Below are 15,288 nucleotides of genomic sequence, written 5' to 3'. Positions count from 1 at the left end.
AGGCTTGGGGCAGAGGAGGTAAAGGCATAGGGCAAAACTCTATGCCCTATGCCCTTTCCCTCTGCTATTCTGTTTTCAATGATTTCACCGGATTCATCAAAGCCGCTCTGATGGAATGATAGCTTACCGTAAGTAGAGCTATTATTACTAAAAGCACGCCTGCCAGTGCAAAAATCCACCAGTTCAAGTCAGTGCGATTGGCAAAGTCCTGTAGCCATCTCTGCATGGCATAATAAGCTACCGGAGTTGCTATTATAAAGGCAATACTAACCATTTTCAGGAAATCAACCGAGATAAGATTGACGATACTGCTGACACTTGCACCTAAAACTTTGCGCACGCCAATCTCCTTGGTACGTTGCTCAATAATCATTAAGGCAATAGCAAATAAACCCATACAAGAGAGCATTATGGCAATACCCGCGGCAAGGCTGAAGATCTGCGAGAGACGTTCTTCTTTATTAAACCAGCGGTCAACGTTTTCGTTGATGAATGAGCCTTTAAACTCTTCGTTAGGGGCTAATTTCTTCCAGGTATTTTTTACTAAATCCATTGACTCTGCCAGATTCTGATTGCCAGTTCTTATTAAAACATAGCTAACTCTCCCTTTCGGTGCCATTTCCAGGGTGATAGTTCTGTTTTCTCGGCGCAAAGAGTACAAATTAAAATCGGCAATAACACCTATAATTTTTTGTTTACCAACTGATGAATCAGGCATCAGAAACTTATCTACCCCATGCTTTTCACCCATTTGTTTCAACATACTCTCAGTTACAATCAAAGCTGTAGAGTCTGTACCAAATGAAGGGCTGAAATCTCTGCCTTCAATGGTTTTGATGCCCATCGTTTTTATGAAGTCATAATCTACGCGTACCCAGTCCGTAAGGATACTCTTCGAGTTTTTGGTATCGCTTGCATTCGGATAATAATCAAATCCGTAAGTACTTCTTGAGGAACTTCCATCCAGGCCATTACCAAAATTGATTTGTGAACCAGATACTGATTCAATGCCCGGATATTTTGATAATTCATTACGGAATTGCTGTACAGCCGTCTGGCTATTTAAGGCATTACTAATAGGTACACTAATCACCTGGTCTTTACTATATCCCAGTGGCTTGTTTCTCAGGAATTTTAATTGCGTGAAAATGACCAGCGTACAACTGATTAGCATGCAGGAAATAGAAAACTGAACAACGATTAAAGAGTTGCGCAGCAAGCCGGGCTTTTTCCTGGTCAGTTTTCCTTTTAATACCTGCACAATATTGAAACGGGAAGAAACAAATGCCGGATACCCCCCGGCAATAAGGGTGATAACAATAAAGCTTATAAGGCTTATGATTAAATTATCAGGAATTAGGAAATTATCTAACGAAAGACTGGAATCAAATAATTTATTGAATTGAGGCAAGAAAGCATAGGCCATACCTAAACCCATCACTAAAGCAACAACACAAACCATAAATGCCTCGCCCCAGCCTTGTAGGAAAAGCTGCCCTTTGTTGGCACCTAAAGATTTACGAACCCCTACCTCTTTGGCTTGCGTGAACGATTTGGCAATGGTAAGGTTAATAAAATTAATAGAAGCGATTAAGACAATCAGTAAGGCAATGGTCAATAAGGTGTAGATGTAGTTCTTACTCACACCACTACCCCAACCGGTAATTTCATCGAAATGAACCTCTTTTAAAGGCATCATTAATAAGCTGAGATACTGTCCTCTTGCATTTTTTAAGCGACCGTTCTTCTTCGCATCTTCTTCTGAGGTCTTCATGTATTTATTTACCAAAGACTCAAAACGCTTTTCGGCAGTAGCTTGGGAAATATTAGCAGCCAATTTTACATATACCTGATGATTCTGACTTGTCCACTTATCTTTGATTGGTTCATAACCCGGATTATTTTCGGTCCGTATCAAAGCGTCGTATCTCACAGTAGAATTTTTTGGAGCATCATCTATTACAGCTGTAACAATAAATGGTGTTTTCTCATTTGATAAGGTTACTAATACTTGCTTGCCAATAGGTTCTTCTTTACCGAACATATTTTCTGCCGTTGTCCTGCTGATAACAATATTGTTTTTATCAGCAAAAGCTGTATTAATATTTCCTTTTAACAGAGGGAAAGAAAATATTTTCAGAAAATCAGCATCAACTGTTTGGATAGTTTTTTCAAATTTCTTTTCCTGATACGTTAGCTCTCCGGCTCCCCAACTATAACTTGTAACCGCTTCTACTTCCGGGTATTCAGTCTTTAAAACTGGCGTAAGCGGATAGGCCATGGCAGCGCTGTATTCCTGCTTTCCGCCTTTATCGGCTGTATTGAAATATAAACAATACACGCGGTCAGCATCTTTGTGAAACGTGTCGTAAGAAAATTCGTAAGAGGCTGTAAGGTACAATAAAATACTGCTGCCAAAAGCCACAGCCAGTCCTGCTATATTAATAGCCGTATGCACCTTGTTTTTCCAAAGCTTACGAAAAGCGATTTTTAGATAATTTTTGATCATAATGCCCCTATCCCCTAAAGGGGGACTTGTTTAAAAGTTGATTAAGAGCGTCTATCCCCAAAGGGGAACTCTTTAAAGATTTTAATACTCGTGCGCAAGCATCACCCCTTTAGGGACGGGGGGCTATTCCGACTTCAATGACCTTACCGGATTCATTAATGCTGCTCTGATAGACTGATAGCTTACAGTAAATAAGGCTATCAATAATGCCACTACCCCTGCCAGGCCGAAAACCCACCAGGTGATTTCGGTACGGTAAGCAAAGTCCTGAATCCATTTATCCATCAGATAGTACGCCAATGGCGTAGCAATGAGAATGGCAATCACGACTAATACCACAAACTCTCTTGAAAGTAGAGCCACTAAGTTTGGTACGCTGGCCCCTAAAACTTTTCGGATACCAATTTCTTTGGTTCGTTGTGCCATCATCATTAAGGCTATGGCAAATAAGCCCATGCAAGAAAGGATTATAGTTAAAGTAGCTGCGCTCATCACAATTTGCGACATTCTCTCCTCTTTCTTGTACTGATTGTTGGTGTTTTCGTCTAAAAACGAAGGCATATATTCAGATTTCGGTGCAATTTCTTTATACGCCTTACCAATCATATCAATGGTTGTTTTCGGCGTTTCAGGAGTCAGTTTTACGAATATGTAGTTGATGCCAAAATCGCCTTGGTAAAGGAAGGTTATTGCTTCGATTTTGTTTTTTAATGACTCGAAATGATAATCTTTCACTACTCCCACAATTGTTTTACCTATACTATCACCTAAAGCTACTTTTTTGCCAATCGGGTCTTTGTAGCCAAGGTGTTTCACCATGGTCTCATTCACGATACAGGCACGGTCTTTATCTGATGGGAACTCACGTGAGAATTCTCTACCCGCTACTAAAGTCAGACCCAATGTTTTTACATAGTCATAATCTATGCTTAGGCCATTGGTGCGGTAGGTTTTGCCTTCCATTTCAAAGCTATAAACAGATTTATAGCCTGACCCATCTTTGCCTCTGCCAATGTTTATATCTGCACCCGTTATACTCACAATCGGTGACGCATTGGCCAGCTTGTTGCGCATAAACTCTAATACTTTGCCCCCTTGTACCTCATTTCCTACCGGTATGCTGATTACTTGAGTTTGGTTAAATCCAAGAGGTTGGTTACGCAAATAGTCTATCTGTTTCCATATAATAAGGGTACAGCTTATTAATAAAATAGCTATGCTAAACTGTGCCACAATTAATGCACTTCTGATACCACCTGACCGCGAGCTTACTTTTATTTTTCCTTTCAATACTTCTACCGTGTTGAATTTAGCCACTGCTAAGGCTGGATATCCTCCGGCAATCAGAGTGATAATTAAAAAGCTGATTAGCAATAAAATACCTACCACCGGGCTAAGAAGATTGTCAATAGTCAGGTTACTTCTGAATAAGGTGTTGTATTGTGGCATTAAAGTAGTGGCTAATACGCCTCCGATGCCAAATGCCAGAATACAGATAATAAAAGCTTCGCCCCAGAATTGGCCTACAATCTGGGCTTTTAGTGCGCCCAATGCTTTTCTCATGCCTACTTCTTTAGCACGTGTCATAGAGCGGGCAATTGAGAGATTAATAAAGTTGATACAGGCAATCAATAGCACCAGGCCACTTATAACTAATAATATATATGGATAAGCAATGTCAATTGAGCGGCTGCCGCCAGCTTGTTTATTGAAGTGCATTTCAGGCATAGGCAATAAGCGCAGGCTTCTGACTTCCCCTCTTTCATCAGGTTTTGCACCGTCTTTTTTTAGTTGCTCAATACTGCCTTTATAATATTTTTCAGTGAACGATTTTAATCGTCTTTCAAAATTCAGGAAGTCGACCTTATCAGCCAGTTGCACATATACATCGTGATAATTGGAGTCCCATTTTTCTTTCGAGTCCTTATATTCAGGATTATTCTCAAAACGCATCAACATATCATTCTCAATTGACGAGTTTTTAGGCGCTTTCTCCATTACGCCCGTTACCACAAAACTTTCTATTCTTCCGCCAAAATTCAATTGCACAGTTTTGCCTACAGGGTCAGCTTTATCAAATATCTTTTTAGCTACTTCTTCATTCAAAACTACACTTCGCAAATCATTCAAGGCTATATCAGGATTTCCTTTCAACATTCTGAAAGAAAATATTTTCAGAAAATCCGCATCAACATAGCGAATGTCTTCATCAATTGTTTTTTCGCCTTGCACAATCTGCACGCCACTGCTTACGATACGTGTAGCATATTTGATTTCAGCACTGAAATCAGTTTTTAGGGCAGGAGTTACAGGCGTAGAAAGATTAGATTGATATTCTATTTTTTCAGGTTGATTAATTTTGAAGTAAACTCTGAAAATGCGGTCTTTATTAGTCTGGAAATCGTCATAGGTAAACTCAAAATAAGCTGTCAGAAACAACAGAATAGCACACCCAAAAGCAATTGAGAGCCCAACAATATTGATTGAGGTATATGCTTTGTTCTTCCAGAGATTACGAAGGGCGATTTTGAAATAATTTTTTAGCATAGTTTTTCATAATTTAAAATATGAAGTAGAGCAGGCTTAAGATATGGCAATAGCAAATGAAGCTTACTATGATTTATTTCATAATAAGCCCATTTTACAGCATTTAACGTTTATTAACTCGTCTTTTTCCTGACAGTTCGTCGGGAAGTATCTTTAAATTATACGTGGAAGTTTTCCGTTACTACCTTACCATCAAACAGGTTAATGATTCTGTGCGAGAAACCTGCATCATAAGGTGAGTGAGTAACCATGATAATAGTAGTGCCTTCGTTGTTTAATTCCTGAAGCAATTTCATTACTTCTTCGCCGTTGGTTGAATCAAGGTTACCAGTAGGCTCATCGGCAAGAATTAATTTTGGTTTGGCTACCACCGCACGTGCAATAGCTACACGTTGTTGCTGACCACCCGATAATTGTTGCGGGAAGTGATTGCGACGGTGCATGATGTTCATTCTCTCCAATACTTCTTCTACCTTTTTCTTACGCTCGGTAGCAGGTGTTTTCAAGTATAAAAGAGGAAGTTCTACATTTTCGAAAACTGTTAATTCGTCAATCAGATTGAAGCTTTGGAAAATGAAACCAATATTACCCTTGCGGTGTGCTGCACGTTCTCTCTCGCTCAATTTGGCTACTTCTACGCCATAGAAATCATAGCTCCCTTCAGATGGGTTATCCAACAAGCCCATGATGTTGAGCAAAGTTGATTTCCCACATCCTGACGGACCCATGATGGCAACGAATTCACCATCTTTGATATTCATGTCAATACCATTCAGGGCGGTAGTTTCTACCTCTTCGGTAGTGAACACTTTTTGAAGATTAGATACTTTTATCATAATTTTTGTTTTTTATTTCTTGAATATCAAGGGTATTTGTTTATAAGTTTATACAGATTATTTTAGATCAAGAACTTCATTATCTCCAAAGTTTTCATAAGAAGAGGTAATTACTTTATCTCCCACTTCCAAACCTTCCAACACCTCAAAATATTCAGGGTTTTTACGACCTAAGGTAATTTTGCGCTTTACGGCCTTACCACCCGATTTATCTAACACATACACCCAGTTTCCACCTGTATCAGAGAAGAATCCACCTACTGGTAAAAGCACTGCTTTGGTAGCTTTACCTAACTCTAAACGGATTGGAGAAGACTGCCCTCTTTTGATACCGTCTGGAACAGTCTTTGAGAAAATCATATCTACCTGAAAACGTCCGTTACGAATCTCAGGGTATATCTTGGTTATTTCCAGCGGATATTCTTTCCCGCTGAACTCAAAAGTACCACTTAAACCTGCAAAAATTCTTCCGTTATAATGTTCATCTATATCTACACGCAGTTTAAAACCATCTAAGTCGTCAATCTGCCCGATGTTTTGCCCCTGGTTAATATTAGACCCTACCTCTACATCAATTGATGATAACAAACCTGATACTGGTGCTTTTACCACTAAGTTTTCAAGAGTTTCACGCCACAATTGTACGTTTTTCTGTGTACGCTCCAAAGTACCTTCCAGTTGTTTAATCTGCATCGCAGCATTTTCTTCCTGATATCTCTGCGACTCCAGATCAATCTCTTTCTGGCTTACTAATTTCTCATAATCACGCTTTGCTTTCAGGTAATCAGCTTCAGGAATTACCTTATCATCATACAACTTCTTGTTTCTTTCGTATAAATCCTTGGCCTGTGCTGTTAAGAAATCAAGGTCAGACATATTCTTACGAATCGTAAACTTCTCTACTTTCAAGCGTTGGCGTGTATTCTGTAAGTCATTCACTAATCGGCTCGCTTCTGTCTCCGACTGTAAGAAATTCAGCTTTAAATTCTGATTCTCTAATTTCAATATAATCTGTCCTTGTTTTACTATATTACCGCCATCTACCACCTTTTCTTTTACGTATCCTCCTACGATGGCATCTAAGCGAATAATTCTCAAAGGCATTACCACTCCTGTAACTACGATAAACTCATCAAAAGTACCATTAGTTACTTGTGAAATAGTCATTTTATCTTTTTCAGCATTCAGTGTCGAGCGCCTGTCTGCAAAAAGCAGGCTGTAAGCTGCAAATGAGGCAAACAATACGCCACCAATCGTTAATAAGATTCGTTGTCTACTCCAGAATTTCTTTTTTATCTGCTTGTCCATTGTAATTTTAAATTGCTATCCAACTTGTGTTTAGGCAAATTGTCTCTGTTACTGATTGTTAATTAAGTCTAAAAATAAGATTTAAATCTGTTCAATCATAATTCACAATGTGTGCCAAATATTTCAAATTATTGACTATCAGCTATTTAAGAAATAAACACCTTTTAAAATTGTCCGAAAACGGACAACACTTGTACGCTCACGGACGAATACCTAAAGATAGGAATTTTCTTAAAAAAAAATAATCTGTTTATTATCAATCAGTTATCTTAGCTTTCTGACATTTACACTTTGAAAGGAATAATTTTTGTCGTAAAATGCGTAAAAAATGCCTTTAAAATAAGAATATACTAATCTGAACCTGAATTATGTCAAAGCTTTTAATAATTGATGATGATGTAGATGTATTAAGTGCAGCTAAATTATTTTTAAAAAGACATTTTGGTCAAGTAGATATTGAAAAGAATCCAGAACGGATTCCTTTTTTAGTTTCCAATGGCAATTACGACGTCATATTACTGGACATGAATTTCACACGCGATGTGAATACAGGAAAAGAGGGTTTTGAATGGCTCGACCGTATTTTAGACATTGACCCACAGGCATCAGTAGTATTATTCACCGCCTATGGAGATGTAGAAATGGCTGTGAGAGCCATTAAGGTAGGAGCCTCTGACTTTGTATTGAAACCCTGGGAAAATGAGAAACTGCTGGCCACTATGCAGTCGGCCTTAGAAATAAGAGAGTTACGCACAGGCAAAACACCGACCCTAAAACGCAAAACAGAGAGCAAAGTCGAGATTATCGGCAAAAGCCCGGCCATGCAGAAAATCTATGAGACCATCGATAGAGTAGCGGCTACCGATGCCAATATTCTGATATTAGGTGAAAACGGAACTGGAAAAGACCTGATCGCCAGAGCTATTCATGAAAAATCAGACCGTGCGGATAAGCCTTTTGTACATGCTGACCTTGGTTCTATCTCCGAAACATTATTTGAAAGTGAACTCTTTGGCCACGTAAAAGGGGCTTTCACTGATGCGCGTGAAGACCGTATAGGCCGTTTTGAAGAAGCCAATGAAGGCACTATCTTTCTGGATGAAATCGGCAATATCCCGTTGCCTCTTCAGGCTAAATTACTGACTGTACTCCAGAACAGAAGTGTAACAAAGGTAGGCTCTGGTAAAGCTAAGAATATTGATGTACGCCTGATTTGCGCCACCAATGAGCCAATCCATGCACGTGTAGCACAACGTACGTTCCGTCAGGACTTACTCTACCGTATCAATACTATTGAAATCAAACTTCCTCCTTTACGTGAGCGCATTGAAGACATTGTGCCTTTGGCCGAGCATTTTCTTAAAATGTACCGTAAAAAATATAATCGTCCGGTTAGTTCTATCAGTGCGGCATTAATCAAGCAACTGCAACGATACCATTGGGCCGGAAACGTTCGTGAGTTACAACATGCCATTGAGCGCGCTGTAATTTTATGCCAGGGTAGTGTGCTTCAGCCCGAAGACTTTTTCGAAGGGCAACCCTTTGAAAATCAACCCGATACTGTTCCATCTTTTGACCAGACCTTCCAGTTAGAAGAAATGGAAAAAATGCTGATTATCAAAACCTTAAAGAAATTCAACGGCAATATCACCGAAGCTGCCCGTGAAATGGGTCTGACAAGGCAGGCTTTATATAGAAGAGTTGAGAAATATGGAATATAATATTTGTATCACGATTTTTAAATCGTGATACAAATAAATCATTTCTTATAATTAATTACATAATCAGGCACGGGTGTTTCATACACCATCTTAGGGTCAGTGATTGGTGTTTGTGCTTGTAATTTTAAAGGTAGTACTCCTGCCCATACAGACAATTGGTAGTCTTCCTCATCATCATTTGGTCCTCCCGTTCTTACTTTAGCAGAGGCCTCCTCAATAGTAAAAGCAATTACCATCGTTCCCTTCATTTCTTTGGCATTAGGTTGTCTGATTTCTTCCCAACGACCCGGAATAACATGATTGGTAAATGCTTCTAAAGCATCCCAACGTTCTTGTTCATCGGTTACTACAGTAGCAGGGCTGAACAAAACTACTGAACGATAATTGACCGAGTGGCTAAAAGCCGAACGTGCCAGTACAAGCCCATCAACAAAAGAAACCGTAAGGCAAACCCTCCGACCATCAGCTAAACTCCGCATAAAATGGCTACCGACCGACCCATGAATATAGATTTTATTACCTATACGGCAATAGCCTGTAGGGATCATCATAGGTTGCCCGTCTAATACATAAGCAATATGGCAGAAAAGCCCTTCATCTAAAATCTGATAAATGGTTTCTTCGTCGTAAAAGCCTCTTTTAGGGCTTCTGCTGATTTTGGTATTGGGAGTAACCGGGTACATATTATAAAAAATTAAAAAAGATAAATAGAAATAATAAGACAAAGCTATACTTTTACTGGATTACTATACTCATCCAATTTTACACCACCAGATAGTCCAGATGAAAATTCCTTTTAAGAGCCTTATTAGTTTTGATAAAAACTCATCCATTCCATTATATATTCAGATTACCAATGCTATTATTAAAAACATACAGGCTGGTATTTTACAAACCAATACGAAACTGCCTGGTACAAGAGAGCTGGCTGAATTACTTGATGTACACCGTAAAACGGTAATCGCAGCCTATGATGAGCTCCTATCCCAAAACTGGGTAGAGGTTATCCCCCAGAAAGGAACCTTTATTGCTACCAGATTGCCCATAATAAAACCATCAATCCTTATCGAAAACATTTCGAAAGAAGACTGGCGGAATAAACTGAAAAAACGAATCAACGATAATTCAGCAATTTACCTACCGCCTCACATTCAACAAAAGCTGGCTTTTAATGATGGGTTGCCTGACGTAAGATTAGCCCCTCGTCATGAATGGGCAAGGCTTCAGTCGCACTATATCCGTTATGCAGACCCCATGAGTGTAGGCTATACCGACCCACAAGGAAGCATCAGATTCCGAACACTTTTTGCCAAATATCTAAACGAAACCCGTGGCATTCAGGCTACTCCAAAGCATATTATTACTACACGTGGTAGCCAGATGGGGATTTACTTAGCCGGAATGGCTATTCTACAAAAAGGCGATACCGCTATAGTAGGTGAGTTAAGTTACAGAGCGGCTAATCTGACTTTTATGCAATTAGGAGCCGAATTAATAACCATTCCGGTTGATGAGGATGGATTACAAACTGATGTCATTGAAGATATTTGTAAACACAAAAAGGTAAAAATGATCTATATAACTTCTCATCACTACCACCCCACTACAGTTACACTAAAACCTGAAAGAAGACTCCGGTTATTAGCATTGGCCGAGAAATATCAGTTTTTCATTCTTGAAGATGATTATGATTACGATTACCACTACGCCAATACGCCTATTTTACCTCTGGCAAGTGCTGACAGACATGGCTGGGTTATCTACGTAGGCTCTTTCAGTAAACAGATTGCTCCTACATTCAGAGTAGGCTATGTAACAGCGCATGAAAGCATTATTGAAGAAATGACAAAAATCCGCCGTATCATTGACCGGCAAAACGATACCATTTTAGAATATTGTCTGGCTGATATGCTGGAAAACGGAGATCTGAAACGCTACGCTACTAAAGCCATAAAAGTATATAAAGAAAGACGTGACTTTACATGTCTGATATTGAAAGATGCTTTAGGGGATAAAATAGACTTCAAAATCCCCGACGGAGGTATGGCTATCTGGGTAAATTATGATACCAGCATACCACTCCAATCACTCTCAGAAAAGGTAGCAAAGCAGGGCTTATATTTAGCCAACGGACAAACCTATAAAGAAGAAAACCCCACACTTAATGCCTGTCGTATGGGGTTTGCCAGTATGAATCAGAAAGAAACCGAAGATGCTGTAAGGATACTAAAGAAAGCTATTTAACCCGATTACTGTGCTTCAGGCGTAAATATGGCTTTAAACTTATCAGCCTTGAAACCTACAGCCATTACCTTACCATCATCATCAACCACAGGTCTTTTTATAATAGAAGTACTTCCCATCATTGCTTTAATGGCCGACTCCTCATCTATTAGAGTATCTTTTATCTCAGCTGGTAGTTCCTTGTAGGTTGTGCTGTTTTTATTAAATATGGTATCTAAAGGCACTTGTGAAAGCCATTCTTTCAATTTTTCGGCACCTATCCCTTCCTTCCTGTAATCATGAAAATCATAGGCTATATTATTGGTCTTAAACCAGTCCATTGTCTTTTTTATCATATCACAGTTCGGGATTCCGTAAATCGTAATCATGGGTAAATTTGGTTAATTATAAAAATTTGGTTTCAAAGTTAGCTTTTCACCCGGTAAAAACCCTATTATGCTCTTAAAACTATGCTATTATACCCTATTGAAAACAAACAACAGGAAAGTTTTATCTTACACAATTCGTTATGAAGAAACTTCGTGTAACTTATTGTGTTTTAGCTATATAGTAACAAACAGTAGTATGCCCTAAGAATTAAAAAATGAGGAATGCCACACATCCCTCATTTCGTAAGCAAATATAATGTCTTACAAATTTTCTTTGATTTTATGTGCTTTCTGTCCTGCGGCAAAAAGCGGATACTGGTCGAAAATATTGCGGACAATACTCTTGAAATAGTTTTTTTTAGACGAGGCCTTATTAAAAATTCCGGTAGCGTATCCTCGCCAGACAACCTCGCTTGACTCAGCCTCTATCAACGAAATCATCAAAGTACCTCTGCCTAACTCATACTTTACAGGCCGGTATTCCGTATTGTCGTCTTCTGTTGCCAACCAGTTTGTCAATGAGGGTTGTTCGTAGCCCTTATATCTTACAGGATCGTAATAGATAGCAAAGTTAACAAATACATTAGGAGCCTGGGCATTAAATTCATACCCACGCGCTCTCATCTGATACTGTATGGCTTGCTGTACGTCTTCACACATTATAGTAGTATCTCGTTCGCAGTCTACAAAAGCGTATGAGCGGTATTTACCGAAATGATTGGAGTAACGATAATCATTTTCCACAAAAACCTTAGCACAGCTTCCTGAAAAGAGCATCAGGCTCATTAGAAGCATTAACCTTTTCATGATAGAATCAATTAATTAATATTCGTCTATCCTGCGAGGTTTTTCCCCTGCGGCAAAAAGCGGATACTGATCGAAAATATTTCGTACTACACTACGATAATAATTGATTGGCTTGTTGACATTTTTATTGAAAACCCCTGAAGCATATCCACGCCAGATTAACCGGCTACTTTCTGCATCTAATAACGACACTAAAATCATTCCGCCACCAAAATGAAAATTCTGTGTTTTATAGGTATCATCTTCATCAAAATGGTTTACCCAACGATCTAAAGCAGGCTGAAAATAGCCTTTGTAATCTACACGGTCACGAATGATACTATAACTCACCAGCAAACCCGGTTCTTTATCAGTTACTTTGTATCCACGGGCTTTCATTTGTCGGCGAATAGCATCCTGAATTTCAGTACAAACAAACGAAGTATCAATTTCACAATTCAGGAAGTTGTATGTTTTATACTTAGTAAAGTCAGTTTCATAACTATAATCGTTATCGACCAACAATTTAAGGGAATTACAACTCGTAAAGGCGAAACCTAAAGCGATAAGAGCAGAAAATAAATACAGTTTTTTCATACGGCATACAGATTATTTTTGGTTAAATACAGCTTATTCAAACTCATTCAGAAACAATCTCACCTACATTACTCAACGGGCATCCATCAAATATAATAAGTGTTTTCTAAAAAGTCAAGATAAGTTTATTGATTGATTTTACTTGTTTTTTACTCAAATAAGATACGTTTCAATTACCAAAAGGTCTTCTCTGTAGTATTCCCAAAAATCTTTGCCGTCATTTCACATAATATTCCAAAGCTCTTTTCATTTCTCCTTTTGATACAGCAATATCGAACAAACAACTGCCCGCACCATTAATCAACGAAAAACGTATTTCTTTACCTTTATTTTTTTTGTCTTGCTGGGTATTCCTGATAATCGCGTCAAAGTCGTCGGCTTTCATAGCCACCTTACCATATACCGAAAATATAAACTCTTCAATCCGGGCTAATGTTTGCTCATTTATCAGTTTTCTTTCAAAAGATATATACGACTCGCAAAGCATTCCGGTTGCAATTGCTTCACCATGAAGCAATCTTTTTTTTCCTTTATCTAAAAAATAGGTTTCAATGGCATGTCCAAGCGTATGCCCGAAGTTCAGAATCTTACGTAAACCCTTCTCAGTCGGATCTTGTTCAACCACTTTTTTCTTGATTTCGACAGAGTGCGCAATCAGATCAGAAAAATCCTGCTGTTCTAAATCTTTCCTTCTGATTTCATCCCACTTATCACCGTCCTGAATCAGGCAATGCTTGATAATCTCGGCAAAGCCTGAGCGTTTTTCTCTTTCCGGAAGCGTTCCCAAAAAAGCCGGGTCTATCAATACCGCTTTTGGCAAACTAAAAACACCTAAATGGTTTTTAAGCCCCCGAAAGTCTATCCCCAATTTTCCTCCTACACTGGCATCTACCTGTGCTAAAAGGGTGGTTGGAATCTGAATAAAATCTATTCCGCGTTTATAAGTAGCTGCACAAAACCCGCCCATATCGCCAATGACTCCACCACCCAGATTAATCATCAGGGCATGGCGGTCTAATTCATCAGCAGTCATAGCCGACCAGATTTGTTCACAAGTGATTAGGTTTTTGTATTCTTCACCATCTTTAATTGTAATAAGCGTGTGTTTGGGCAAAGAATTTTTGATGAAAGGATAACAGAATTTTTTGGTGTTAGTATCTGCCAGAACAACAATTTTAGAATAGTCTTTCTGACCCAGAAAATTTTGCAGACTTTCGGTGATAGGAGAAATAATAACAGACATTTTACCATTGATTTTTTAACGAATCAAAGGTAATGAATCATTTAAAGATTTACCAATTTGCCCTCCTGTCATTTCATAGTAACATTGAAATGAATCCAAAACAAAAAGCCCAAAATTAATTTTTGGGCTGGTAATTTCTTGAAAAATTTAAAATCTTGTCAATCGCTTTGTCTGAAGGCGAGAGTTGAATCTGGTCTAATCCTAATTTAATATCTGCACAATCAAGGTAGAAGTCAAGCAGTTCGCTATCATGAAGTAAAGTTCCTTCAATCAGTTCATTTTCTTGATTCGATGTCTCGTTATACAAATAGCGAATTACATCATCTTGCGTATTGGTAAAGGTTTGTATCATAAGCATATGCGGTTTTACTCATCATTTTTCTAAGGTTGATGAGAGCGTAACGCATTCTACCTAACGCTGTGTTGATACTGACACCAGTAGCGTCTGCGATTTCCTGAAAACTCATGTCGTCATAATGACGCATCACCAGTACTTCGCGCTGCTGGTCAGGAAGACGTTTTATCAAATCTCTTAAATGCTCGTGAGACTCTCTTTTGATCTGCATCGATTCAATCGAGTCCTCGGCAAACTCAAGTGTGTTAAACACGCTACTTCCGTCTTCAAACACTACGCTCGGGTAGCGTTTCTCTCTACGGAAAAAGTCAATTGCTAAATTGTGAGCTATTCTTAGTACCCATGGAAGAAACTTACCCTCCTCGTTGTATTTACCTTCACGTAAAACTTCTACAGCTTTTATAAAGGTATCTTGTAGCAAATCTTCTGCTACATACTGATCTTTTACAACAAGATAAATGGTAGTATAGACTTTTGACTTATAACGCTGCACAAGTGTGGCAAAAGCCTTTTCGTTACCGCGGATATACAATGATACGAGCTCACTATCGCTAACTTGGATTTTTCCCATTTCTGTATTTCAATTTAGTTAACGTAGAGCTTTATATCATATTGTATATTTTGGTTTTAAATTCTGAAGATTTTTTTTGAATGTTTAAAGATAGTAAATAAAAATGACTCTTGTCAAGTCTTTAATACAAAATTTTAGTTAATAATTTGTTAACAAACCAAATGATATTTCGGATTTATCGTTATATACCAAATAAAACCAAA

At 38.5% G+C, this 15,288-nt stretch carries 13 protein-coding genes; 2 read left to right on the top strand and 11 right to left on the bottom strand.

The window, feature by feature from the left end:
- Window positions 1–64: 64 nt before the first annotated feature.
- The 4 genes from H1R81_RS10620 to H1R81_RS10605 form a co-directional block, all read right to left on the bottom strand.
- Window positions 65–2,509: an ABC transporter permease gene (locus H1R81_RS10620; protein ID WP_181840685.1), complete on the bottom strand. Its 2,445-nt coding sequence runs from the start codon at window positions 2,507–2,509 to the stop codon at window positions 65–67.
- A gap of 123 nt (window positions 2,510–2,632) precedes the next feature.
- Window positions 2,633–5,056: an ABC transporter permease gene (locus H1R81_RS10615; RefSeq protein WP_181840684.1), complete on the bottom strand. Its 2,424-nt coding sequence runs from the start codon at window positions 5,054–5,056 to the stop codon at window positions 2,633–2,635.
- Window positions 5,057–5,214: 158 nt separating this feature from the next.
- On the bottom strand, window positions 5,215–5,892 hold the full coding sequence (locus tag H1R81_RS10610; protein WP_130018924.1) for an ABC transporter ATP-binding protein: 678 nt from the start codon (window positions 5,890–5,892) through the stop codon (window positions 5,215–5,217).
- 57 nt (window positions 5,893–5,949) lie between these two features.
- Complete coding sequence (locus tag H1R81_RS10605; protein WP_181840683.1) at window positions 5,950–7,200, bottom strand: efflux RND transporter periplasmic adaptor subunit; 1,251 nt, start codon at window positions 7,198–7,200, stop codon at window positions 5,950–5,952.
- A gap of 368 nt (window positions 7,201–7,568) precedes the next feature.
- Here H1R81_RS10605 and H1R81_RS10600 point away from each other — a divergent pair, with 368 nt between their 5' ends.
- On the top strand, window positions 7,569–8,921 hold the full coding sequence (locus H1R81_RS10600; RefSeq protein ID WP_181840682.1) for a sigma-54 dependent transcriptional regulator: 1,353 nt from the start codon (window positions 7,569–7,571) through the stop codon (window positions 8,919–8,921).
- 38 nt (window positions 8,922–8,959) lie between these two features.
- Here H1R81_RS10600 and H1R81_RS10595 read toward each other — a convergent pair whose 3' ends face one another.
- A complete protein-coding gene (locus H1R81_RS10595; protein WP_181840681.1) occupies window positions 8,960–9,604 on the bottom strand; it encodes a pyridoxamine 5'-phosphate oxidase family protein in 645 nt (214 codons plus the stop codon).
- A 100-nt stretch (window positions 9,605–9,704) separates the two neighbouring features.
- Between H1R81_RS10595 and H1R81_RS10590 the strand changes: the two genes are divergently transcribed.
- Window positions 9,705–11,165 carry a PLP-dependent aminotransferase family protein gene (locus H1R81_RS10590; RefSeq protein WP_181840680.1) on the top strand — a complete coding sequence of 487 codons (1,461 nt, stop codon included), beginning with the start codon at window positions 9,705–9,707 and terminating at the stop codon, window positions 11,163–11,165.
- A gap of 5 nt (window positions 11,166–11,170) precedes the next feature.
- Here the strand turns inward: H1R81_RS10590 and H1R81_RS10585 are convergent, their stop codons facing one another.
- The 6 genes from H1R81_RS10585 to H1R81_RS10560 all read right to left on the bottom strand — a co-directional run bounded on the left by H1R81_RS10585 (window position 11,171) and on the right by H1R81_RS10560 (window position 15,085).
- A complete protein-coding gene (locus tag H1R81_RS10585) occupies window positions 11,171–11,533 on the bottom strand; it encodes a Spx/MgsR family RNA polymerase-binding regulatory protein (RefSeq protein ID WP_181840679.1) in 363 nt (120 codons plus the stop codon).
- 261 nt (window positions 11,534–11,794) lie between these two features.
- A complete protein-coding gene (locus tag H1R81_RS10580) occupies window positions 11,795–12,340 on the bottom strand; it encodes a DUF4136 domain-containing protein (RefSeq protein WP_181840678.1) in 546 nt (181 codons plus the stop codon).
- A 15-nt stretch (window positions 12,341–12,355) separates the two neighbouring features.
- Window positions 12,356–12,916: a DUF4136 domain-containing protein gene (locus tag H1R81_RS10575; protein WP_181840677.1), complete on the bottom strand. Its 561-nt coding sequence runs from the start codon at window positions 12,914–12,916 to the stop codon at window positions 12,356–12,358.
- Window positions 12,917–13,133: 217 nt separating this feature from the next.
- Entirely contained in the window at window positions 13,134–14,159 is a 1,026-nt protein-coding gene (aroB, locus tag H1R81_RS10570) for a 3-dehydroquinate synthase (protein ID WP_181840676.1), read from the bottom strand.
- A gap of 115 nt (window positions 14,160–14,274) precedes the next feature.
- A complete protein-coding gene (locus H1R81_RS10565; protein WP_229251091.1) occupies window positions 14,275–14,511 on the bottom strand; it encodes a hypothetical protein in 237 nt (78 codons plus the stop codon).
- Complete coding sequence (locus H1R81_RS10560) at window positions 14,480–15,085, bottom strand: RNA polymerase sigma factor (protein ID WP_116982786.1); 606 nt, start codon at window positions 15,083–15,085, stop codon at window positions 14,480–14,482. Before H1R81_RS10560 ends, H1R81_RS10565 begins: the two co-directional genes overlap by 32 nt.
- Window positions 15,086–15,288: the final 203 nt, after the last annotated feature.

This window comes from Emticicia sp. BO119 (assembly GCF_013912375.1).
Lineage (GTDB): Bacteria > Bacteroidota > Bacteroidia > Cytophagales > Spirosomataceae > Emticicia.
The sequence above is the reverse complement of the archived record's forward strand: the minus strand, read 5'-3'. Positions and strand labels throughout refer to the sequence as shown.